The 21,197-nt window shown below is 71.3% G+C and carries 23 protein-coding genes; 14 read left to right on the top strand and 9 right to left on the bottom strand.

The genetic code is table 11. From position 1 onward, the window contains the following. The first annotated feature begins 187 nt into the window (after nucleotides 1-187). From mihF to ACIG5F_RS42960, 9 genes are all read left to right on the top strand, one after another. Entirely contained in the window at nucleotides 188-505 is a 318-nt protein-coding gene (mihF, locus tag ACIG5F_RS43000; protein ID WP_116176684.1) for an integration host factor, actinobacterial type, read from the top strand. Next, nucleotides 502-1,116, top strand: coding sequence for a guanylate kinase (gmk, locus tag ACIG5F_RS42995; protein WP_396526000.1), 615 nt, complete (start codon nucleotides 502-504; stop codon nucleotides 1,114-1,116). The genes mihF and gmk overlap by 4 nt, the downstream gene beginning before the upstream one ends. Before the next feature lie 20 nt (nucleotides 1,117-1,136). Further along, a complete protein-coding gene (gene rpoZ / locus ACIG5F_RS42990) occupies nucleotides 1,137-1,424 on the top strand; it encodes a DNA-directed RNA polymerase subunit omega (protein WP_211770704.1) in 288 nt (95 codons plus the stop codon). Further along, nucleotides 1,421-2,638 (top strand): bifunctional phosphopantothenoylcysteine decarboxylase/phosphopantothenate--cysteine ligase CoaBC, encoded by a 1,218-nt coding sequence (gene coaBC / locus ACIG5F_RS42985; protein WP_396525999.1) that lies wholly within the window; start codon nucleotides 1,421-1,423, stop codon nucleotides 2,636-2,638. The genes rpoZ and coaBC overlap by 4 nt, the downstream gene beginning before the upstream one ends. Before the next feature lie 91 nt (nucleotides 2,639-2,729). Continuing rightward, nucleotides 2,730-3,932 (top strand): methionine adenosyltransferase, encoded by a 1,203-nt coding sequence (gene metK / locus ACIG5F_RS42980; protein ID WP_396525998.1) that lies wholly within the window; start codon nucleotides 2,730-2,732, stop codon nucleotides 3,930-3,932. Continuing rightward, the gene (locus ACIG5F_RS42975) at nucleotides 3,929-4,654 is read left to right on the top strand and encodes a class I SAM-dependent methyltransferase (RefSeq protein ID WP_396525997.1); all 726 of its coding nucleotides are present in this window, start codon (nucleotides 3,929-3,931) and stop codon (nucleotides 4,652-4,654) included. The genes metK and ACIG5F_RS42975 overlap by 4 nt, the downstream gene beginning before the upstream one ends. Nucleotides 4,655-4,657: 3 nt before the next feature. Further along, nucleotides 4,658-4,912, top strand: coding sequence for a hypothetical protein (locus ACIG5F_RS42970; protein WP_396525996.1), 255 nt, complete (start codon nucleotides 4,658-4,660; stop codon nucleotides 4,910-4,912). After that, nucleotides 4,912-5,586: a DUF6338 family protein gene (locus ACIG5F_RS42965; RefSeq protein WP_396525995.1), complete on the top strand. Its 675-nt coding sequence runs from the start codon at nucleotides 4,912-4,914 to the stop codon at nucleotides 5,584-5,586. The genes ACIG5F_RS42970 and ACIG5F_RS42965 overlap by 1 nt, the downstream gene beginning before the upstream one ends. Before the next feature lie 609 nt (nucleotides 5,587-6,195). Then, nucleotides 6,196-6,666, top strand: coding sequence for a lipocalin-like domain-containing protein (locus ACIG5F_RS42960; RefSeq protein WP_396525994.1), 471 nt, complete (start codon nucleotides 6,196-6,198; stop codon nucleotides 6,664-6,666). Between the two features lie 105 nt (nucleotides 6,667-6,771). Here ACIG5F_RS42960 and ACIG5F_RS42955 read toward each other — a convergent pair whose 3' ends face one another. From ACIG5F_RS42955 to ACIG5F_RS42930, 6 genes are read right to left on the bottom strand one after another with little or no spacing between them, the layout of a single operon-like run. Beyond that, a complete protein-coding gene (locus ACIG5F_RS42955) occupies nucleotides 6,772-8,268 on the bottom strand; it encodes an ATP-binding protein (RefSeq protein WP_396525993.1) in 1,497 nt (498 codons plus the stop codon). A 52-nt stretch (nucleotides 8,269-8,320) separates the two neighbouring features. Beyond that, nucleotides 8,321-9,076, bottom strand: a complete 756-nt coding sequence (locus ACIG5F_RS42950) for a class I SAM-dependent methyltransferase (protein ID WP_396525992.1) — start codon at nucleotides 9,074-9,076, stop codon at nucleotides 8,321-8,323. A 43-nt stretch (nucleotides 9,077-9,119) separates the two neighbouring features. Further along, nucleotides 9,120-10,535, bottom strand: a complete 1,416-nt coding sequence (locus tag ACIG5F_RS42945; protein WP_396525991.1) for an aminobutyraldehyde dehydrogenase — start codon at nucleotides 10,533-10,535, stop codon at nucleotides 9,120-9,122. Further along, nucleotides 10,520-12,136 carry a thiamine pyrophosphate-binding protein gene (locus ACIG5F_RS42940; protein WP_396525990.1) on the bottom strand — a complete coding sequence of 539 codons (1,617 nt, stop codon included), beginning with the start codon at nucleotides 12,134-12,136 and terminating at the stop codon, nucleotides 10,520-10,522. Before ACIG5F_RS42940 ends, ACIG5F_RS42945 begins: the two co-directional genes overlap by 16 nt. Continuing rightward, nucleotides 12,133-13,077, bottom strand: coding sequence for an agmatinase (gene speB / locus ACIG5F_RS42935; protein ID WP_396525989.1), 945 nt, complete (start codon nucleotides 13,075-13,077; stop codon nucleotides 12,133-12,135). The genes ACIG5F_RS42940 and speB overlap by 4 nt, the downstream gene beginning before the upstream one ends. Next, on the bottom strand, nucleotides 13,074-14,465 hold the full coding sequence (locus tag ACIG5F_RS42930) for a sodium:solute symporter (protein ID WP_396525988.1): 1,392 nt from the start codon (nucleotides 14,463-14,465) through the stop codon (nucleotides 13,074-13,076). The genes speB and ACIG5F_RS42930 overlap by 4 nt, the downstream gene beginning before the upstream one ends. Nucleotides 14,466-14,544: 79 nt before the next feature. Between ACIG5F_RS42930 and ACIG5F_RS42925 the strand changes: the two genes are divergently transcribed. The 4 genes from ACIG5F_RS42925 (at nucleotide 14,545) to ACIG5F_RS42910 (ending at nucleotide 19,519) form a co-directional block, all read left to right on the top strand. Further along, entirely contained in the window at nucleotides 14,545-15,888 is a 1,344-nt protein-coding gene (locus tag ACIG5F_RS42925) for a PucR family transcriptional regulator (RefSeq protein WP_396525987.1), read from the top strand. Nucleotides 15,889-15,990: 102 nt separating this feature from the next. Continuing rightward, on the top strand, nucleotides 15,991-16,719 hold the full coding sequence (locus tag ACIG5F_RS42920) for a G1 family glutamic endopeptidase (protein WP_396525986.1): 729 nt from the start codon (nucleotides 15,991-15,993) through the stop codon (nucleotides 16,717-16,719). Between the two features lie 176 nt (nucleotides 16,720-16,895). Continuing rightward, nucleotides 16,896-18,887 (top strand): primosomal protein N', encoded by a 1,992-nt coding sequence (locus ACIG5F_RS42915; RefSeq protein WP_396525985.1) that lies wholly within the window; start codon nucleotides 16,896-16,898, stop codon nucleotides 18,885-18,887. 95 nt (nucleotides 18,888-18,982) lie between these two features. After that, complete coding sequence (locus ACIG5F_RS42910; RefSeq protein WP_396525984.1) at nucleotides 18,983-19,519, top strand: Uma2 family endonuclease; 537 nt, start codon at nucleotides 18,983-18,985, stop codon at nucleotides 19,517-19,519. 6 nt (nucleotides 19,520-19,525) lie between these two features. On the opposite strand, the gene ACIG5F_RS42905 is transcribed toward ACIG5F_RS42910, so the two are convergent. The 3 genes from ACIG5F_RS42905 to ACIG5F_RS42895 are packed head-to-tail and all read right to left on the bottom strand — an operon-like array spanning nucleotide 19,526 to nucleotide 20,910. Continuing rightward, the gene (locus ACIG5F_RS42905) at nucleotides 19,526-19,717 is read right to left on the bottom strand and encodes a hypothetical protein (RefSeq protein WP_396525983.1); all 192 of its coding nucleotides are present in this window, start codon (nucleotides 19,715-19,717) and stop codon (nucleotides 19,526-19,528) included. A gap of 15 nt (nucleotides 19,718-19,732) precedes the next feature. Beyond that, the gene (locus ACIG5F_RS42900) at nucleotides 19,733-20,350 is read right to left on the bottom strand and encodes a hypothetical protein (RefSeq protein ID WP_396525982.1); all 618 of its coding nucleotides are present in this window, start codon (nucleotides 20,348-20,350) and stop codon (nucleotides 19,733-19,735) included. Then, nucleotides 20,347-20,910 (bottom strand): RNA polymerase sigma factor, encoded by a 564-nt coding sequence (locus tag ACIG5F_RS42895; protein ID WP_396525981.1) that lies wholly within the window; start codon nucleotides 20,908-20,910, stop codon nucleotides 20,347-20,349. Before ACIG5F_RS42895 ends, ACIG5F_RS42900 begins: the two co-directional genes overlap by 4 nt. Nucleotides 20,911-21,029: 119 nt before the next feature. Between ACIG5F_RS42895 and ACIG5F_RS42890 the strand changes: the two genes are divergently transcribed. Continuing rightward, complete coding sequence (locus tag ACIG5F_RS42890) at nucleotides 21,030-21,170, top strand: hypothetical protein (protein WP_396525980.1); 141 nt, start codon at nucleotides 21,030-21,032, stop codon at nucleotides 21,168-21,170. The last annotated feature ends 27 nt before the right edge of the window (nucleotides 21,171-21,197 follow it).

Here is a 21,197-nt window from a genome sequence, read left to right as displayed (position 1 = left end):
GGACCTTGGTAGTACTTCCTTCACGTCGTGACGGCCGCTTTGGTCGAGATGCACCCGACCGGGTGGGGGAGTGTCACCGCATTGGTTGCGTTGTCACCACGGGGACCCACGTTGTACCGGGCGGTACTCGATCGGTACGGTCGCGACACCGATCCCACTGAAGAACACCCACACCACGGAGGAGATCGTGGCCCTTCCCCAGCTGACCGAGGAGCAGCGGGCCGCAGCGCTGGAGAAGGCGGCTGCCGCTCGTCGCGCCCGGGCCGAGCTCAAGGAGCGCCTCAAGCGTGGCGGCACGAACCTGAAGGACGTGCTGACCGCCGCCGACACCGACGAGGTCCTCGGCAAGATGAAGGTCTCCGCACTCCTGGAGTCCCTGCCCGGCGTCGGCAAGGTTCGGGCCGCGCAGATCATGGAGCGGCTGGAGATCGCGACCAGCCGCCGTCTGCGTGGTCTCGGCGACCGTCAGCGCAAGGCCCTGCTGACCGAGTTCGGCGGCGAGTGAGCAAGTTGGCCGAGAAGGGGTCGGGCATCCGTGCCCGGCCCCGCCTCACCGTGCTGTCCGGCCCCTCGGGCGTCGGCAAGTCCAGCGTGCTCAGCGAGCTGCGCGGACTCGGTGAGGACGTGTACTACAGCGTCTCGGTGACCACCCGGAAGCCCCGCCCCGGCGAGGTGGACGGCGAGCACTACCACTTCGTCGACCGGGACGAATTCGACCGCATGGTGTCCGCGGGCGAGCTCCTGGAGCACGCCGAGTACGCGGGCAACTGCTACGGCACGCCCCGGCGGCCGGTCGAGGCAGCGCTGGAGCGGGGAACTCCAGCGATCCTCGAGATCGAGCTGCAGGGCGCGCGCCAGGTGCGGCGGGCGATGCCCGAGGCGCAGCTGGTGATGCTGATGCCGCCGACGTGGGAGGTCCTGGTGACCCGGCTGACCGGCCGGGGCACCGAGGATCCGGCGGTCGTCCAGCGCCGGCTGGAGGTGGCCGAGCGCGAGCTGGCCGCCGCCGAGGAGTTCGACGAGGTGCTGGTGAACTCCGATGTTCGTGCCGTTGCCCGTGAGTTGCTAACCTTGGTGGTCGGCTCGCCCACCGAGCGTGTGTCCAGCGAGCCGTGACTACCTCCAGGAGCGTTGTCTTGACCATCCCGAGCCACCTGACCGCCGTCGGCGAGCCCGCCTCCGCGCCGGAGGGCATCACCAACCCGCCGATCGACGACCTGCTGGAGCAGGTCAGCTCGAAGTACGCGCTGGTGATCTACTCGGCCAAGCGCGCCCGCCAGATCAACGACTACTACGCCCAGCTGGGCGAGGGCCTGCTGGAGTACGTCGGCCCGCTGGTCGAGCCGGGTCCGCGGGAGAAGCCGCTGTCGATCGCGCTGCGCGAGATCCACGCCGGCATGCTCGAGCACACCGAAGGCGAATGACGCCTCCCAGCGTCGTTCTGGGCGTGGGCGGCGGCATCGCCGCCTACAAGGCCTGTGAGGTGCTGCGCCGCCTGACCGAGTCCGGTCACCGGGTGCGCGTGGTGCCCACCGAGGCCGCGCTGAACTTCGTCGGCGCGGCCACCTTCGAGGCGCTGTCCGGCCAGCCGGTGGCCACCGGCGTGTTCTCCGACGTGCCGGCCGTGCCGCACGTCAAGATCGGCCAGACCGCCGACCTGGTCGTGGTGGCCCCGGCCACCGCCGACCTGCTGGCCCGGGCCGCCCACGGCCTGGCCGACGACCTGCTCACCGGCACGCTGCTCACCGCGCGCTGCCCGGTGCTGATGGTGCCGGCCATGCACACCGAGATGTGGGAGCACCCGGCCACCCAGGCCAACGTCGCCACCCTGCGCTCGCGGGGCGTGATCGTGGCCGAGCCGGCCAGCGGCCGGCTGACCGGCAAGGACACCGGCAAGGGCCGGCTGCCCGAGCCGGCCGAGATCGTCGACCTGGCCCGTCTGCTGCTGGCCGCCCCGTCGGCGCTGCCCCGGGACCTGGAAGGCCGCCGGGTCGTCGTGTCGGCCGGCGGCACCCGTGAGGCCCTCGACCCCGTCCGCTACCTGGGCAACCGCTCCTCCGGCAAGCAGGGCTACGCCCTGGCCCGGGTCGCCGCCCAGCGCGGCGCCGAGGTCACCCTGGTCGCCGGGCACACCGCCGACCTGGCCGATCCGGCCGGCGTGCGGGTGGTGCGGATCGCGTCCGCGGTGGAACTCCAGGACGCCATGCACGCCGAGAGCGCCGGGGCCGACGTGGTCGTGATGGCCGCCGCCGTCGCCGACTTCCGGCCGGTCGCGCCGGCCACGTCCAAGATCAAGAAGAACGGCATTGAGCCCGAGCCGATCCGGCTGGCCGTGAATCCGGACATCCTGGTCGAGCTTGTCAAGGCCCGTCCCACCGGCCAGGTGGTGGTCGGCTTCGCCGCCGAGACCGGCGACGAGACCGGGGACGTGCTGCACCACGGCCGGGCCAAGCTGGCCCGCAAGGGCTGCGACCTGCTGGTTGTCAACGCCGTCGGGGACGGGTTGGCCTTCGAGCAGGAGGACAACCAGGGGTGGCTGCTGTCGGCCGACGGTGACGAACGTCCCATCCCCCTGGGGTCGAAGTCTAGGCTCGCTGCCACAGTGTGGGATGCAGTCGGGACCTTGCTCGGGACTTGAGCGAGTATCTGCGTCACGCCCGGTACGGTTGACGCGATAAACGCGGGCGCGAGGGGCCGATGGGCGCCGCTGAACATCTGTGAGGAGTGTCGTGAGCCAATCCAGCCGGAGGCTGTTCACCTCTGAGTCGGTCACCGAGGGCCACCCCGACAAGATCTGTGACGCGATCAGCGATTCCATTCTCGACGGGCTGCTGTCCAAGGACCCGCGCAGCCGGGTCGCGGTCGAGACGCTGATCACCACCGGTCAGGTGCACGTGGCCGGCGAGGTCACCACCGAGGCGTATGCCGACATCCCCACCATCGTGCGGGAGAAGATCCTCGAGATCGGGTACGACTCGTCGGCCAAGGGCTTCGACGGCAACTCGTGCGGCGTCAACGTCGCCATCGGGTCGCAGTCCCCGGACATCGCCCAGGGCGTGGACACCGCCTACGAGTCGCGGGTCGAGTCGGCCGAGGACGAGATCGCCCGGCAGGGCGCCGGCGACCAGGGCCTGATGTTCGGCTACGCCACCACCGACACGCCCGAGCTGATGCCGCTGCCGATCGCCCTGGCGCACCGGCTGTCGCGGCGGCTGACCGCCGTGCGCAAGAACGGCGCGCTGCCCTACCTGCGGCCCGACGGCAAGACCCAGGTCACCATCGAGTACGCCGGCGACCAGCCGGTGCGGCTGGACACCGTGGTCGTGTCCTCCCAGCACGCCGACGGCATCGACCTGGAGAAGATGCTCGCCGTCGACGTCCGGGAGCAGGTCGTGCTGCCCGAGCTGGCCGAGCTCTCCCTGGACACCGAGAGCGTGCGGCTGTTCGTCAACCCCACCGGCCGCTTTGTCATCGGCGGTCCCATGGGTGACGCCGGCCTGACCGGCCGCAAGATCATCGTCGACACCTACGGCGGCATGGCCCGCCACGGTGGCGGCGCCTTCTCCGGCAAGGACCCGTCGAAGGTCGACCGCTCCGCCGCCTACGCCATGCGCTGGGTCGCCAAGAACGTCGTCGCCGCCGGCCTGGCCGGCCGGACCGAGGTCCAGGTCGCCTACGCCATCGGCAAGGCCGCGCCGGTGGGTCTGTTCGTCGAGACCTTCGGCACCGAGACCGTCGACCCCGCCAAGATCCAGCAGGCCATCACCGAGGTCTTCGACCTCCGGCCGGCCGCGATCATCCGCGACCTCGACCTGCTGCGCCCCATCTACGCCCCCACGGCCGCCTACGGCCACTTCGGCCGGCCCGACCTGGACCTGCCCTGGGAGCGCACCGACCGCGCCGACGCCCTGAAGTCCGCCGCCGGCGCGTGACCCAGCCCGTCCCCGACGAAGCCGCCCGTGACCTCTACGGGCGGCTTCGCCATTTCCTGCCCGGGGTGGTCCTCGACGTGGGCTGCGGCACCGGCGCGATCGCCGCCTCCCTCGCCGGTCCTGGCAGTCTTGGTCCAGCTCCTGCCGTCTCCGGCTTCTTGATCCTGCTCGACGCGGTCGATCTCCGAGGCCCTCTCGCGGCCGATTTTCCTTTTGTGCTCGGCGATGCCTGTGCCCTGCCCTTCGCCACCGGTTCGCTCGACGGCGTCCACCTGGCCCGCGTGCTCCACCACGTCTCCGACTGGCGCGTGGCCCTGACCGAGGCCAGCCGCGTCGTCCGCCCCGGCGGCGCCATCGCCATCACCCTCGGCGGCCGCATGTTCGCCTCCGAGCTGTCCCCGCTGCGCGACGCCGTCTTCGACGAGGGCCGCCGCCTCGGCCTCCGCGGGGCCCACCACCCGCACGGCCCCTCCGGCTACGAGGACCTCGACACCGTCTTGGGCGTGGCCGAGGTCGTCGAGGTCGCCTTTCCCCAGTCCGACACCCCACGCCAGGTCGCCCTCGACGCCGCCACCCACCCGTACGCCTGGCTCCCCGGCCAGGACCTCTCGCCCCTGCAAGCCGTCGCCGCCCAGGTGTTGGCCCGCTCCGGCTTCGACCCCGACGCGCCGATCGTGCACGAACGGGTCATCTCGTACCGGGTGTACCGCAAGGGGGAGTGACCGATGCCGGGCGACCCGGCCCCAGACAACACGCCGACGCCGCCCGCGGGCGTGCCGCTGCCCCACACCCCGCTGCTGCCACCCGCGCAGCCCTGGCCCGGCCCCACCGGCGGCTACCCCCAGCAGCCCGGCTACACCGGGCCGCCTGGGCCCGACTACTCCCAACCCCAGGGCGGCTATCCCAGCTATCTCGACACCCCGGCGCCCGTGGTGAGCAAGGCCGACCTCGACAAGCCGCCAGCGGACTTCGACGGCTGATGGTCCCCAGCAGCTGGCTCACCGTCGTCCTGTTCCTGCTTCTGGTCTCGCCCGGCCTGCTGTTCGACCTGCTGGCCCTGCGCCGCCGCACCGGCGCGGTGGAGTCGGCGTTCCACGAGACCAGCCGAATCGTGTTGGCCAGCCTCGGCTTCACCGTGCTCGCGCTGGCCATCCTTGCGTTGGTGGGCGCAGTGTTCCCGGACCTGCCGCCGGATCCCAAGGGCCTGTTCGACCCCAACGGCGTCTACGCGGCGGACCACTGGCCGGCGGTGGTCGGGGCGCTGGCGGCGGAATCGGTGCTGGCCCATGGCGCGGCGCTGCTGACGCACTGGCTCCTGGTTCGGCACGGGGGCGCCACGATCCGCGCGGTCAGCGCCTGGACGGCGTTGTTCCGCCGAGACTGCCCGCCCGGTCATCGCGCGTACGTCCGGGTCCGCCTCACCGGCGGCATCGTCTACACCGGCTCGGTCCTGAGCTTCACCTCCGACCTGCCGCTGGCCGACCGGGAACTGGTGCTCGGCCCGCCGCTGTACAGCAAGACCGGCGACCGCCAGCTGTCCGCGCTGCCGCCCGACTACACCCGCATCCTCATCCGCGGCGCGATGATCGAGACGATGGCGGTGGAGTACCGGCCGTCGGCCCCCGGGGCGCCCGGCCAGCCCGACGGCATATGACCAACGTCATTGGCATTGAGGCTTGATACGCTTTTGACGCCGCGCTAGTGATGCCGGCCGGGTATTACAGACGACAATACAGGTCTTGGACGTGGTGTACCCCCGCGGTGCATAGTTGGTTCACGGTCCCGATTCGGTAGTGGGTTTTCCGTCCCGTCCGACCGGGATTCCCGTGAAAACCGAACTGCCGTGTCTTCATTGTCGTGAAGGGTGGGGCAATGTCTGATATCGGTCGTCGTGCCGTTTTGGCGGGAGGTGGACTCCTGGCCACCGGCGCCGCCGTCGGTTCGTTCGGCGTCGGATTGGCGGGAGCAGCCCCGACATCGGGCGGACAGCCGAGTGCGCAGTCGAAGAATTTCCGGTCGATCGACGCTGCCCTGCGAACCGCGGTGGACGACGGCACGGTGCTGGGCGTCGCCGCGATGGGCGCGACCTCGCTACTTCTGGGTCGACCCGGTCAAGAACGTGACCGGCGCCCTGTTCATCCAGATCCGGCCGTTCTACGACGCTCGTGTCGTTTCTCTCTACGGCGCGTTCGAAAGCGGCCTGTACCGGGGACTGGGTCGCGCCTGATGGTGCTATTCATCTCATTCTGCAAGGGGAGTCACAATGGACGACAAGCAACCGAATTCACTGCGGGAGTCGTTGGTCGGGTCCTGGGCACTGGTCTCGTGCGTCGAGACCGACGTCGAGACCGGCGAGGTGTTCCTGCCGATGGGCGCGACACCGACGGGATTCATTCTCTACACCCACGACGGCTACATGTCGGCACAGCTCAGCGCCCCCGACCGCGCCCGGTTCGCCGCCGACGACATGTACCGGGGAACCCCCGACGAGTACACCGCCGCCGGCTTGAGCTATCTCGCCTATTCCGGTCCCCACCAGGTCGACGAGGCCCGCCGGACGGTCCAGCACGGCATGGCGGTCAGCGCCTTTCCGAACTGGGCCGGCGAGCGACAGCTCCGTCTCGTCGAGTTCGACGGCGACCAGCTCACCCTGCGGACCGACCGTCCCAGCATGTTCGCCGGCAGCCTCAAGGACGCGACCGCGGTCTGGCGTCGAGCCAGCTTCAACGCCTGAGACGGCCGGTCACCGGACCGCGAACTAGCCCCAACGTAACTAGCGTAAGTACGTTGGGGCTAGTTCACGCGACGGCGAGCCGGACGCGGTAGGTCCACCACCAGGTCAGCTCCCGTAGAGCTCGGCCAGCCCGACGAGCAGGACGCCGTCACGTTCATCGACCCGGCGTAGCTCGTCGCTGAAATCTGTTGTGCTGAACAGACCGAGGACGGCTCCTGAGCTGTCGTGTCCGGAGGCCGTCAACAGATCGCGGATGTGCTCCAGCCGGTGCAGTTGTGCGACGCCGGGGCCACGGTCGCGGCACTTGGCCTCGCCGATGAACGTCACCGCGGCACCGGTGGTCCGTGGCCGGGCTCCGCGCTCCAGCGACAGGATGTCGATCTCGTGGCTGGTTCGGTGCTCCCGGCACGCGATCGTCGCCTGGCCGGTCGCGCCGACATCCAGGCCGGTTTCGGCACGCGCGTATCGGGTGACCCATTCCGTCGCGAGCGCCTCGAAGTGCGGACCGTAGATCTTGGAGTCGACGGTGTGCCCGACCGAGGTCCACACCTCCTCGCTGTGGCCCGCCTCCAGATCGGCAAGGTGCGGCTCGACCACGAGGTGGTGCAGGCGCACCAGCGGATCGGCGACGCGTACCACCGGCCTGCGGTCGAGCAGCATGTCCTGGATCCGTTCCACGAAGCCCGCCGACTCCAGCATCGCGAGCTGGTGACTGAGCGAATTGGCCGAGCGACCCAGCAGACCGCCGATCTTCGTCGGCGAGCTCTCGCCGGCGGCGATCGCGGCCATCAGCGACCAGTAGACCGCGGTCTCCCGGATCCGGGGGTCCTCGTGCACCACCCGGTTCGCCTCGTCGAACAGGGGCGCGCTCGGCCGCAGCACGTTGCGGGCGAGCCAGTGCCCAATGCGGGTGGGATCCTCCGGCACGGTCGGGTTCAGCACCAGATCCCGATATCCCGGCGTGCCACCGACCAACGCGTTGTGGACGAGCGCGGCCGCCGGGTTGTCGATGCCCCAGTAGTCGCGGGCGGCCCGATAGCCGAAGGGCTTGACCCGGAGTTCGAGAGCTCCCCGCCCTCGCAGCGCCTTGGTTCCAGAGAGCAACTCGGACATGACGGAAATCGCCGACCCGCACAGGATCAGCCGCAGCGGCACGGTGTTGGTCGTCGAACCCGGGCCGACACGGTCGTAGATCGCCTGCACGATGGACGGCAGCCCTGGTGTCTCGTTGATCAGGTAGGGGAACTCGTCCAGCACGATCAGACTGGGTCCGCCGGCATGGTGCCGGCTTGCCATCAGGCCAGTCGCCGTCGTCAGCGCGGCTTCCCAGTCGGCGAAGGAGAGATTGCCCGCGGGCAGACCGAGCCAATCGGCCAACGAGTCGGCGAACCGGCGGATGTTGACCGTCTCGGTCTGTTCGGTGGCCAGGTGATACAGGCCGCCGCAGGCGTCGGCGAGCCTCCTGAGCAGGTATGACTTGCCCTGGCGGCGGCGGCCGTAGACCACGGCGATGCGCAGCCCGGGCAGCTCCGACTCGGTGAACTCCACCAGGTCGGCCCACTCGGTCTCGCGGCCGAACACGTCGGCTGGCTTGATCAGCACCGCGCCCTCCAACTAGCCCCAACGTAACTAGTATAAGTACGTTGGGGTTAGTTCACGCAACGGCGAGACGGACGCGGTAGGTCCACCACCAGGTCCGTGCCTCGGGGATGCGGCGGTGGGCGACGGCGCGGAGGCGGGTGAGGCCGATCTCGTCCTCGGTGATGCCGCGTTCGAGGAGGGCGACGACGCCGCCCTGGCTGCGGAGGATGTCGACGAAGCGGGCGGCGTCGCCGGTGTCCTGGGCGTGCACGGCGACCTCGGTGACGTGGCGGAACAGGCCGCTGTCGCGCAGGCGTGACACGTGGTCCGCCTTCGTGGCGTATGCGGGACGAACGCCGTGTTTCACTTCGAGCACGCGGTAGTGGGCCTCGACGGCTCGGTACTCGGCGTCGCACTCGGGGTCGACGGCGGGCGGCCAGTCGCAGTCGAAGGCGGCGAAGACGCCGCCGGGGCGGAGGATGCGGGCGATCTCGGGGAACGCCCGGGCGGGGTCGAACCAGTGCAGGGCCTGGCTGGCGGTGACGACGTCGGCGCAGTGGTCGGGCAGGGTGGTGGCCTCCGCGGCGCCGTCGACGACCCGCAGGCCCCGGGCGGCGGCGATGGCCCGCATGCCGGGATCGGGCTCGACGGCGATGGCGGCCGGCCACAGGGCGGTGGCCAGGCCCGTGCCGGCGCCGAGATCGACGACGTCGGGGTCCTCGACCCCGCACCACTGGGTGATCAGCTCGGTGAGGACGGCGGGCGGCGCGGGGCGGACGCGGTCGTACTCCTCGGCGAAGCCCCCGAATCGGCTCGTGGCGTCGGTCATGCCCCGAGACGGTAGCAGTACGTACGTACGGTTTGCTAGAGCCTCAGACGGCGCTCATCACGTGCTTCACCCGGGTGTAGTCCTCGAAGCCGTAGGCCGACAGGTCCTTGCCGTGCCCGGAGAGCTTGAACCCGCCGTGCGGCATCTCGGACACCAGCGGCCCGTGGGTGTTGACCCACACGCAGCCGAAGTCCAGCCCGGAGGTCACCCGCAGGATCCGCCGGTGGCTCTCGGACCACACCGACGAGGCCAGCCCGTACGGCACGCCGTTGGCCAGCGCGACGGCCTCCTCCTCGGAGGCGAAGCCCTGCACGGTGATGATCGGCGCGAACACCTCCTCCTGCACGATCTCGTCGTCCTGGCGCAGCCCGGAGATCACGGTCGGCGCGAAGAAGAAGCCCCGCTCGCCGACCCGGTGCCCACCGCAGTGCACGACGGCGTGCGCGGGCAGCCGGGAGATGAGGCCGGCGACCCGGTCGAGCTGGGCCTGGCTGTTGAGCGGCCCGAAGTCGGCGGCCTCGCGGGGGCCCCGGCCGGTGCGCTGCGCGGAGGCGGTCTTGGTCAGGGCCTCGACCAGGTCGTCGTGCACGTCGTCGTGCACGAGCACGCGGCTGGCGGCGGTGCAGTCCTGGCCGGCGTTGTAGAAGGCGGCGGCCACGATCTTCTCGGCCACGTCGGCCACGTCGACATCGGGGAAGACGATCACGGGGGCGTTGCCGCCCAGCTCGAGATGGGTGCGCTTGAGGGTGGCGGCGGCACTGGCGGCCACCTGCATGCCGGCCCGGGTGGAGCCGGTGATCGACACCAGCGCCGGGACCGGGTGCTCGACCAGCAGTCGCCCGGTGTCCCGGTCGCCGCAGATCACGTTGACCACGCCGGCCGGCAGGTACTCGCCGGCCAGCTCGGCCAGCAGCACGGTGCTGGTCGGGGTGGTCTCGGCCGGCTTGACCACGGTGGTGTTGCCGGCCGCGACGGCCGGGGCGATCTTCCACACGGCCATCATCAGCGGGTAGTTCCACGGCGTGATCTGCGCGCACACCCCGACCGGCTCGCGGCGGATCGTCGAGGTCAGCCCGGTGGCGTACTCGCCGGCCGAGCGGCCATCCAGGTTGCGGGCGGCGCCGGCGAAGAACCGCAGGGCGTCCACGCTGGCCGGGATCTCCTCCTCCAGCACCACGTGCCACTGCTTGCCGGTCTCGGCGCACTCGGCGTCGGCCAGCCGCGTCGCGTTGTCCTCGACGGCGGCGGCCAGCCCGAGCAGGGCGTGCGCGCGGTCGGCGGGCGTGCTGCGCCGCCAGCCCTCGAACGCGGCGGCCGCGGCCCGGGCCGCTTTGTCCACATCGGACGCTCCGGAGACCGGGGCGCTGTCGCTGACCTCGCCGGTCGCCGGGTCGACGACACCGGCCCTGAGACCGTCCACACCGGACAGTCGCTCGCCGTTGATCACGTTGTGGGCCATGGCACCTCCTGGTGGGTCGGCGCGAACATCTGCAACCTGGCCGGCAGCACGACGACGCTCGGGCCGTCGGCCGCCAACGAGTTGATCATGTCGGACGCCAGCCGGTCCGGAGTGCTCAGGGTCGCCGGCACCCCGAACGACCTGGCCAGCGCCACGAAGTCCGGGCGGGTCAGCTCGGTCCCGTACGGGGTGTCCATGTACTCGCGGAGAATCCCATAGCCTCCATCATCCACGATCAGCCAGGTGACGCGCAGCGCGTGCTGGGCCGCGGTGGCCAGCTCGGCCAGCCCGTACATCGCCCCGCCGTCTCCGGAAACGGCCAGCACGGGCCGGTTTTCCCGCTGCGCGGCGGCCGCCCCGACCGCGGCCGGAAACGCCCAGCCCAGGCCGCCTGAACCCTGCGCGCTGTGCATGCCGCCGGACCGCGGATCCCAGGCTGACCAGGCCCAATACCCGAGAATTGTCATGTCCCAGAAGGTGGGGACCTCGTCGGGCAGCGCTTCCCTTAGCGTGCCCAGAATGGAGCGCTCCAACATCAAGTCCTGCCCGTTCAGCCGCGCCTGCACGCGGGCGAGCAGACCGGCGGTGTCGGGCGCGGTTCGCTCCCGCGCGCCGACGTGTTTGACAACTTCGGACAGAAACTCCCCGGCGTCGGCGTGGATCCCCAATGCTGGGTGGTTCGCCGCCAGTCGTGTCGCGTCGGCGTCCACCTGCACGACCCGGCCGCCCGGCCGGAAGGTGCCGTAGTTGGTGGACAGTTCGCCCAGTCCGGAGCCGACGACCAGCAGCACATCGGCCGAGGCCAGGAACTCAGTGGTGTGCCGGTCCTCCAGCCACGAGCGCAGCGACAGCGGGTGGTCCCACGGGAACGCGCCGCGACCGCCGAAGGTGCAGGCCACCGCCGCGCCGAGGCGTTCGGCCAAGGCCAGCAACGCTTCCTGCGCGCCGGCCCGCACCACGCCGCCGCCGGCGAGGATCATCGGCCGCTCGGCCGCGTCGAGCAGTTCCGCCGCCTCCGCGACCAGTTCTGCTTGCGGTCGCAAGGTTCTCGGCTCGCCGTCGACCGAGACCACCGGCGGCTGCACGGTCGGGCCGGCCAGCACGTCCTGCGGAATTTCCACCCATACGGGTCCGGCGGGCGCCGTCGAAGCGGTTCGCCACGCCTCGGTCAGCGCCGCCGGGATCTGCGCCGAGGTGCGGACCACGTGCACGGACTTCACCACATCGCGGAAACTCGCCTGCTGGTCGGGAAGTTCGTGCAGGTAGCCGCGTCGCCGGCCGCCGAGCCCGTCGGACGGGATCTGGCTGCTGATGCCCAGCACCGGCGACGAAGATGAGACGGCCTCATGTAGTCCGGCCAATGTGAGCAATGCGCCGGGACCCGTCGACACGACCAGCGGAGTCACCCGGCCGGTGACCCGCGCGTGCCCGTCCGCGGCGAACGCCGCCGAGGGCTCGGTGCGGTTGCCGACGTAGCGCAGATCGGAGCGCCGCAGCGCGTCGAACAGGCCGAGCGCGTGCTGACCCGGCTCGCCGAACACCGTGTCCGCGCCGAGCGCCGTCAACGTCTCGACAACCAGATCGGCGCCGGTGCGGGTCACGCCGAGACTCCCATCGACAGCAGCGACACCAGGTCGTAGGCGACGTGCGAGGCGGCGACCGAGGTGATCTCCGCGTGGTCGTAGGCCGGGGCGACCTCGACCACGTCGGCCGACACCAGGTTCGCGCCCGCCAGCCCGCGCAGGATCTCCAGCAGCTCGCGGCTGGTCAGGCCGCCGGCCTCCGGCGTGCCGGTGCCGGGGGCGTGGGCCGGGTCCAGCACGTCGATGTCCACCGACACGTACAGCGGCCGGTCGCCGATGCGTTCCCGCAGCCCGCCGACCACCTCGTCCACGCCCCGCCGCAGCACGTCGGCCGAGGTCACGACGCCAAAGCCCAGGTTCTTGTCGGCGATCAGGTCCGCACGGCCGTACAGCGGGCCGCGGATGCCCACGTGGCACAGCGCCGACGTGTCCAGCACGCCCTCCTCGACCGCCCGCCGGAAGGGCGTGCCGTGGGTGTAGGACGCGCCGAAGTAGGAGTCCCAGGTGTCCAGGTGCGCGTCGAAATGCAGCAGCGCCACCGGGCCGTGCCGCCGGGCCAGGGCCCGCAGCAGCGGCAGCGCGATCGTGTGGTCGCCGCCGATGCTGACCAGCTTCGCCCCGTCGTCCAGCAGCACGCCGGCCGACCGCTCGACGGTGGCGATGGCCAGCGGGATGTCCATCGGGTTGGCCGCGATGTCCCCGGCGTCCACCACCTGCGCCCGTTCGAACGGCGACACGTCCAGGCCCGGGTTGTACGGCCGCAGCAGCCGGCTGGCCTCCCGCACCGCCGCCGGGCCGAACCGCGCGCCCGGCCGGTAGGACACCCCGGAGTCGAACGGGATGCCGACCACGGCCACGTCCGCCTTGCCCACCTGGTCGATGCGCGGCAGCCGGGCGAACGTGGCCGGCCCGGCGAAGCGCGGGACGACGGACGAGTCGGTCGGGCCGATCGGGGTCATGCATTCACTCCAGCGAGTCGTTGTTCCCAGTTGTGCAGCACGGAGTCGGCCGTGCGCGGGGTGGCCAGGCTGACCGCGACGTACACGACGAGGCTGGCCAGCAGGCCGAAGTAGATGGGCTGGTCGGCGAGCAGGCCGTAGGCCAGCATGCTCGCGACGACGACCACCGCGCCGGCGATCATGGAGGCGATGGCTCCGACCCTCGTGCCACGCCGCCAGAGCAGGCCGCCGATGATCGCCACCAGAAGGCCTCCGACCAGCAGGTTGTAGGCCACGGTGAGGGCGGCTACCACATCGTCGACCACGATCGCAATCAAGATCACCACGACCCCCAGCGCGAGGGTCGCGACGCGGTTGGCGCGGACCCCGCCGCGGCGGAGGATGTCGTTCTGGGCGACGGTCGAGCAGGCGATCAGCGCCCCCGAGGCGGTGGACATCATCGCCGCCAGGGCGGCGGCCAGGACCAGCCCGCGCAGGCCGGCGGGCAGCAGGCCGGTGACGATCGTGGCGAACGCGTCGTCGGGATTGGGCAGGTTCGGGTACAGCACCTTGGCAGCGCTGCCGATCAGGGCGCCGGCGATGGCGTAGACGACGCAGTACAGGCCGGAGGTGAGGCCGCCGGTGGTCGCGACGCGCGGGGTGCGGGCGGTGAACACGCGCTGCCAGATGTCCTGGCCGATGAGCAGGCCGAACACGTAGATCAGCAGGTAGGTGACGATGCGGCCGGCGCCGATCGAGCCCACGTCGAAGAAGCTGGCCGGCAGCTGCGCGTGCAGGCCGCCGAAGCCGCCCACCGCGACCAGGGCCGTTGGCAGCAGGATCAGCAGGATGCCGACCGTCTTGACCACGAACTGCACGATGTCGGTGAGCGTGATCGACCACATGCCGCCCAGCGCCGAGTACAGCACCACGATGACGCCGCCGATGATCACGCCGCCCACCTTGGGCAGGCCGAACAGCACCTCGAACACGGTGGCGTAGGCGATGGTGGAGGTGACCGACAGCATCAGCGTGTAGCCCCACATCACCACGCCGGACACGATGCTGGTGGATCCGCCGTAGCGCAGGTCCAGCATCTCGGGCACGGTGTAGACCTTCAGCCGCACGATGCGCCGCGCGAAGAACGCCGACAGCGCGAGGATGCCCAGCCCGATGGTGAACACCAGCCAGGCCCCGGAGATGCCGAACTGGTAGCCGAGCGCGATGCCGCCGATGGTCGACGCGCCGCCGATCACGACGGCGGACATCGTGCCGGAGTACATCGCGAAGCCCAGCCGGCGGCCGGCGACCAGGTAGTCGCTGCGGGTGGTGGCGCGGCGCATGCCCCACCAGCCGACGCCGACCATGCCCAGCACGTACGCCGCGATCACCACGTAGTCGAGTGCCATCGGCTTCCTCCTGTCGTTCAGGTCACCCTAGGAAGCGACGGCGTGCACCTCACCTGGACGAAGTGCACAATCTCCAGCCATGACGTTGGGTCGAACGTCCACAGTTCCGCTGGCCGACCTGGTGCGCCGGCCGGAGTTGGGCCTCGTCGTGCTCGCCGGGGCCGACCGGCTGGACCGCCCGATCCGGTGGGCGCACGTGAGCGAGCTGCGCGACCCCGTGCCGTACCTGCTGGGCGGCGAGCTGCTGCTGACCGCGGGCGTGAACTTCCCCGAGGACGTCGACGGATACGTGCGCGGGTTGGTCGCGGCCGGCGTGCAGGCGCTGGGCTTCGGCGTCACACCCGTCTACGACGAGGTGCCGGCCTCGTTGGTCGACGCCTGCGTGCGACAAGGTCTGCCCTTGGTTGCGCTACCGGCCACTACACCCTTCCTTGCTGTCAGCCAGGCCGTGGGTGTGGCGCTGGCCGCGGCCGAGCATGCCGAGCTGCGGTGGCTGTCCGAGGCGCAGGCGGCGCTGACCCGCGCGGCGCTGCGCCCCAATCCCTTGCCGACGCTGGTCACCGCATTGGCCGACCTGTCCGACTGGTGGTGCGCGCTGCTGGACGACGCCGTGGTCGCGAAGGCGGGAATCGAGGAGATCGATCCGGTGGTCGTGCACATGGCTCGGCGGCTGCGCGCCGTCAGCGGCCGGCGCAGCGGTTCGACGGAGGTCGGATCGTGGCATGTCGTCGGATATCCGGTCGCCGCCGCCCGGGTCCTGGTCGTCGGCGCGGCGCGGCCGTTCTCCGTCGCCGACCGCGCGGTCATCGCGGTCGCGTTGGCACTGCTGGCTTTGGCCGATCGGTCCGACGGTCGTTCGGTCACGAAGATGTTGCTCGGCGACGACCCGCACGAGGGCTACCGGGTCGTGCGCGGGCAGCGGAAAGCCCGTGGTGACGCGGAAATCGACCTCGGCACCGGGCTGGTCGACGCCGACGGCGACCGGATGCGGGCGATCGTCACCACCGTGCCGGATGTTGTCGCGGCGCAAACGGCCGGCTGGCTGCTGGCGGTGAGTTCCCCGGTGGGCGTGGGCGATCTGCCGTCTGCCGACCGGGAAGCCGCACGGATGCTGGAACGGGCCGTCGCCGCCGGCCGGCCGGTCACCGTCGACGACGGTGTGTCGGGTTTGGTCGATCCCGAGGCGGCCGCCCGATTCGCCGCGACCGTGCTGGCGCCGTTGGCGACCCGGCCCGAACTTGTCGAAACACTGCGGATCTGGTTGGCGTGCAACGGGAACTGGGACCGCACGGCCGCGGAGCTGGGCGTGCACCGCAACAGCGTGCGGCACCGGATCGGCGTGGTGGCGCGGGAACTGGGCGTGGACCTGGCCGACACGCAGCGGCGCATGGAACTTTGGTTCGCTTTGCGCTGGTCTGACTGAATCAAGGGTTCGGGCCAAGGGGTTTCCCGCTACACCAAGGGGTTTGGCGAACCTAGCGTCTCCCGTGCAGCGCACTCACCCCTGCACGAGGAGAACCCTGTCGTGAAGTCGCCTCTGCGCATCGCCGTCGCGGTGCTCGCCCCGCTGGCCGTGATCGGCCTGGCCACCCCCGCCAGCGCCGCCCCCGCCGCTCACATCCACAAGCCGCTCAACCACGGCCTGTCCCACAGCACCAGCGGCAACTGGGCCGGCTACGCCGTGACCGGCGGCACGTTCACCAGCGTCTCGGCCAGCTGGGTGCAGCCGTCGGTGAAGGCCACCTCGCAGGACGCGTACTCCAGCTTCTGGGTCGGCATCGACGGCGACGGCAGCAACTCCGTCGAGCAGCTCGGCACCGAGGTCGACTACATCAACGGCCGCGCCGAGTACTACGCGTGGTACGAGATGTACCCGGCCTACCCGGTCAACTTCAGCGACACCGTCAGCCCCGGCGACCACTTCACCGCCTCGGTCACCGAGGCCAGCGGCGGCAAGTTCACGCTGAAGATCTCCGACGACACCCGCGGCTGGAGCCACACGGTCAGCAAGACCTACGCCCAGGCCGCGCTGGCCAGCGCCGAGATCATCGCGGAGGCGCCGTCCGACTCCAACGGCACGCTGCCGTTGGCGAACTTCGGCAGTGTGAACTTCACCAATGCCACCGCCAACGGCAAGGCCATCGGCAGCCAGAGCTACGACCCCATCACCCAGGCCAGCGGCAGCACCACCAAGGACGCCGTGTCCGGCCTGACCGGCGGCAACGCCTTCACCTGCACGTGGAAGCACGTGTGACCCAGGCCATGAAGCACGGGTGACCCCGGTCATCCGACCGGCCGACCTTCGATAGATCAACTTCGCCAGGGATCCCCCAGAATTCAACTCTACTCGGCGAAGCTGGCAGTCCGTCGCCTGTGGACTCGGGAGCCCCTTCCGGCAACGGAAGGGGCTTTTCTGGTAGACCTCAGGGCGTGGCACCCAGCGGGCAGGTCCGGCGCGGTGAGCGGCAGCCCGCCGCCACCGCCGCGGTCGCGCGGGTCAGCGTGGACGTGCCGCTGCCGTATCACCTGGATTTCCCGTTCGACTACCGGATTCCCGCCGAGTGCGACGCCGACGCCAAGCCCGGGACGCGGGTGCGGGTGCGGTTCCGGGGCAAGCTGACCGACGGCTTCCTGCTGGAGCGGGTCGAGCACACCGAGGTCGCCGACAAGATCAAGTACATCGAGCGGGTGGTGTCCCCGGAGGTCGTGCTCACCCCCGAGATCCACGCCCTCGCGCGGGTTGTCGCCGACCGCTACGTGGGCTCGCTGGCCAACGTGCTGCGGCTGGCTGTGCCGCCGCGCCACGCGCGCGCCGAGGCGAAGGCCGCCGACGAGCCCGTGGGACCGCCCGAGCGGCCGGCGGCGGACGGCTGGCAGCGCTACACCCGTGGCCCGGCCTACCTCGACGCCCTCGCGGCCGGGCGGTCGGCCAACGCCGTGTGGCAGGCGCTGCCCGGCGAGGACTGGCCCGCGCGGCTGGCCGAGGTCGCCGCCACGGTCGCGTCGGCCGGCAAGGGCGTGGTCGTCGTGGTGCCCGACTACCGTGACGTGAACCGGGTCTTCGCGGCGTGCCAGCGACTCATGGACGGCGTGGTGGCGCTGTCCGCCGACCTGGGGCCGGGGGAGCGGTACAAACGGTGGCTGTCGGTGCTGCGTGGCACCGTGCGCGTGGTTGTCGGCACCAAGGCCGCCACGTTCGCGCCTGTCGCCGATCCGGGGCTGTTCGTCGTGTGGGACGACGGCGACAGCGGGCACGCCGAACAGCTCGCGCCGTATCCACACGTACGGGATGTGTTGGTGCAGCGGGCCCATATGGCCGGGGCGTCGCTGCTCGTGGCCGCCTTCGCCCGTACCGCCGAGGCGCAGCTGCTCGTGGACACCGGCTGGGCCCCCGAGATCGTCGCCGCACGGGAGCAGCTGCGCGCCGCGGCGCCACGGGTCACCGCCATCGGCGAGACCGACGTCCAGCTCGCACGGGACGAGGCCGCCCGCACAGCGCGGCTGCCGGCCATCGCCTTCGAGGCCGCGCGCGAGGCGTTGAAGGCCGGGCGGCCTGTGCTCGTGCAGGTGCCACGTCGGGGCTACGTGCCGGCGCTCGCGTGCGCCAACTGCCGCGTGCGGGCCCAGTGCCGCAAGTGCGCCGGGCCGTTGTCGCTTCCCGGCGGCAACGACAACGGCGCGCCACGACCCGCCGAGTGCCGCTGGTGTGGGGCCGTGGAGGTCATGTTCCGTTGCACCGCTTGCGGTTCACGGCGACTGCGGGCCGTGGTCGTCGGCTCCAAGCGCACCGCCGAGGAACTGGGCCGCGCCTTCCCCGGCTTCGTCGTCCGGACCTCCGGCGCCGGCGAAGTGCTGGCCGAGGTGCCCGACGCCCCCGCCCTCGTCGTCGCCACGCCCGGGGCCGAGCCCCACGCCGTCGGCGGCTACGGCGCCGCGCTGCTGCTGGACGGCTGGGCCATCCTCGGCCGCGCCGACCTCCGTGCCACCGAGGAGGCCCTGCGCCTGTGGATGACCGCCGCCGGCATGGTCGTCCCCGCCGCCGCCGGCGGGCGCGTCATCGTCACCGCCGAGTCCAGCCTGCCCACCGTGCAGGCCCTCGTCCGCTGGGACCCCGTCTGGCACGCCGCCCTGGAGCTGTCCGGCCGCACCGAGCTCGGCTTCCCGCCCGCCGTCCGGATGGCCACCATCGACGGCGTCCCCGACGCCGTCAACGCCGTGCTCGACGACCTGCGACTGCCCGGCACCGGTGAGATCCTCGGCCCCGTTCCCCTGGGCGAGGACAAGGAACGCGCCCTCGTCCGCGCCTCTCGCGCCGAGGGCCGCGCCCTGGCCGAAGCCATCGCCGCCGCCGTCCGCGTCCGCACCGCCCGCAAGGACCCCGACCAGGTCCGCGTCCGCATGGACCCGCTGGAGCTGCTCTAGCAGATATTCGCTGGTCACGGCGCTGGTAGGATCAGTTTTCCGAGCAGGCTGGGAGGGCGAGGATGGCGGCCGCGGGCCATCACACGGGCGAGTCGATGACGCTCGACGAATTCCTAGCGCTGCCGGTCGACAACGCCTACCGCTACGAGTTGGCCGACGGAGAACTACACGTCAACGCGCGCCCGATCCAGACCCACCTGCGCGCGGCCCGGCGGCTGGCCAACCAACTCGACGACCAGCTCCCGCCCGGCCTGGAGGCCGTGGTCGAGCCGGACGTGGTCGTGAAGAGCGTCCCCAAGGGACGGGTTCGCATCCCGGACCTTGTTGTCGCGCGCGAGGAATGGGCCGACGAGCGACGGCTGACCGCCGCCGAGGCGCTGCTCGCGGTGGAGCTCATCTCGCCGGGGAGCTGGCGTGAGGACCTGATCGTCAAGCCGGTGGAGTACGCCGAGGCCGGCATCCCCCACCTGTGGGTCATCAGCCTGGCCGAAGGCCCGGTGACCCTCGCGCCCTATCGGCTGGTGGAGGGCGACCGCCATTACCAGCAGGGCAGGCCGCTGACCGGCGCCGTCGACCTCGACGCGCCCTGGCCGCTCACCCTCGACCTGGACTCCCTCACCACGCCGCGCTAGCGCCAATCACATGGGCTGTCGTTTCGTCGCAGGCGACGTCGGCGTTGACGCCGGGCGGCCCTCAGCACATCGGCTGCGGCGGGGGGCGTCGTCGCCGACACCGCCACGCTCTGCCAGCTCGCGCTCGATCTCGGCGAGCAGCTGCCGGTTGCGCTCGAAGACCGAGCGTCCCTCGTGGACGTCGATTTCTGAGGTCATGTCGGTATTGTGGACCTAATTGACTGTGCCCTGGTCGAGGATGTCGCCTTGGGCGTCGCGGAAGACGAGGGTGACCGGGCCGGGGGTGGGGACCTCGGCGATGAAGGTGCCCTGCGAGACGACGGCCGGGATGCCGTTGGCGGTGACGACGGTGCCGCCGGCGACGCTGAGGGTGCCGTAGACCAGGCCGTTGTCGTGTATGGCCTGGTACGGGGTGTCCTGGGTGAGTCGTTGGGTGGTCACCGCTGACCAGTGGGTGGAATGCCCGTTGGAGATGAGGCAGATGCCGAGGGTGTCCTCCAGGGGCTTGGTGGCGAGCTGCACGCTGTCGCCGTTGGCGCGGACGAGGTACGCGCCGGTGCTCCAGGTGCCGGGGTCGGCGTGGCACTGGTCGACGAGACGTTGGTACGCAGCCAGGTCGGAATCGGTGGTGGTGGGGCTGGCGGCGGGGGGAGCGGGGTTGTGGGCGGGAGAGAGGAGCAGGGCGGCGCCGAAGGAAGCGGCGACGACGAGGGCGGCGGCGGCCAGGTAGGGGGCGCGGCGGCGAGGGGCGGGGCGGACACCGGGCAGCACGCGCTGGCGCAGCCGCATCCGGACCTCGGGCGGCATCTGCTGGTACGGGGGCAGTTTCACAGCTCCTCCTGCAACAGCTCACGCAGCCGCGCGCGGGCACGGGACAGCCGGGAGCGGACGCTGACTTCGGTGACGCCGAGCACGGCGGCGGCGTCGGCGGTGGGGATCTCGCCGAGCAGGCACAGGCGCACGGCTTCCTGCTCGGCCCGGGGCAGCAGGTCGACGGCCCGCAGCACCCGGCTCATGCCCTGATCGGAGTCGACCTGGTCGGCGACCCGGTCGGCATGGTCGTCGACGTCCGGCCCCAGCGGCAGCCGCGCGACCAGGGCCTGGAACCGGGTGGCCCGGCGGAACTCGGTGCGGGCCAGGAAGCCGGCAACGGCGTACAGCCACGGCCGGGCGCTGTCGCGGACCAGGGTGAGCTCGGCCCGCCGCCGCCAGGCGGTCAGGAAGGTCATGGAGGTGAGGTCCTCGGCCAGCGTCCACGAGGCGGTGAGCCGGTAGGCGTGGTTCCACACGGCCTCGGCGTGCCGCTCGAACAGCTGGGTGAAGGCCTCATCACCACCGGCGGCCCACAGCTCGCCGTCGCTGGGACCAAGCACCCGTTCCCCCTGCCTCATGCCATGAGGTGGCCGGCACACCGCCGGTTGTTGCACCGGATTCTCATCCTCGGGGATGACCACGGGGACCAGACCGGGCGGCGACGCGGGATGACGGCCGGCGGGACGAACCTTGAGCCATGACCACACTGACCACCGCCACGAACCCGATCACCGTCCGCTGGCCGTCGCCGCTGATCACCGGGGCCCGGTTCGCCGGCCACTTCGTGCTGGCCCTGGCCACGGTGCTGTTCGTGGGCGCTGACCACGCAGAGTACTGATCTCCTAGACTGGGACGGCAAGGCTCG

This window comes from Kutzneria sp. NPDC052558, assembly GCF_044547355.1.
GTDB lineage: Bacteria > Actinomycetota > Actinomycetes > Mycobacteriales > Pseudonocardiaceae > Kutzneria.
Note: the sequence above shows the minus strand (reverse complement) of the source record. Positions and strands in the feature narration are given on the sequence as shown.

Bases quoted from the DNA above. Each gene is read 5' to 3' on its own strand.
- ACIG5F_RS42895 (WP_396525981.1), bottom strand. From the start codon at position 20,910: ATGAGGCAGGGGGAACGGGTGCTTGGTCCCAGCGACGGCGAGCTGTGG.
- ACIG5F_RS42925 (WP_396525987.1), top strand. From the start codon at position 14,545: ATGACGTTGGGTCGAACGTCCACAGTTCCGCTGGCCGACCTGGTGCGC.
- ACIG5F_RS42970 (WP_396525996.1), top strand. From the start codon at position 4,658: ATGCCGGGCGACCCGGCCCCAGACAACACGCCGACGCCGCCCGCGGGC.
- ACIG5F_RS42890 (WP_396525980.1), top strand. From the start codon at position 21,030: ATGACCACACTGACCACCGCCACGAACCCGATCACCGTCCGCTGGCCG.
- ACIG5F_RS42910 (WP_396525984.1), top strand. From the start codon at position 18,983: ATGACGCTCGACGAATTCCTAGCGCTGCCGGTCGACAACGCCTACCGC.
- ACIG5F_RS42960 (WP_396525994.1), top strand. From the start codon at position 6,196: ATGGACGACAAGCAACCGAATTCACTGCGGGAGTCGTTGGTCGGGTCC.
- speB (WP_396525989.1), bottom strand. From the start codon at position 13,077: ATGACCCCGATCGGCCCGACCGACTCGTCCGTCGTCCCGCGCTTCGCC.
- ACIG5F_RS42945 (WP_396525991.1), bottom strand. From the start codon at position 10,535: ATGGCCCACAACGTGATCAACGGCGAGCGACTGTCCGGTGTGGACGGT.
- ACIG5F_RS42965 (WP_396525995.1), top strand. From the start codon at position 4,912: ATGGTCCCCAGCAGCTGGCTCACCGTCGTCCTGTTCCTGCTTCTGGTC.
- ACIG5F_RS42930 (WP_396525988.1), bottom strand. From the start codon at position 14,465: ATGGCACTCGACTACGTGGTGATCGCGGCGTACGTGCTGGGCATGGTC.
- ACIG5F_RS42905 (WP_396525983.1), bottom strand. From the start codon at position 19,717: ATGACCTCAGAAATCGACGTCCACGAGGGACGCTCGGTCTTCGAGCGC.
- ACIG5F_RS42950 (WP_396525992.1), bottom strand. From the start codon at position 9,076: ATGACCGACGCCACGAGCCGATTCGGGGGCTTCGCCGAGGAGTACGAC.
- coaBC (WP_396525999.1), top strand. From the start codon at position 1,421: ATGACGCCTCCCAGCGTCGTTCTGGGCGTGGGCGGCGGCATCGCCGCC.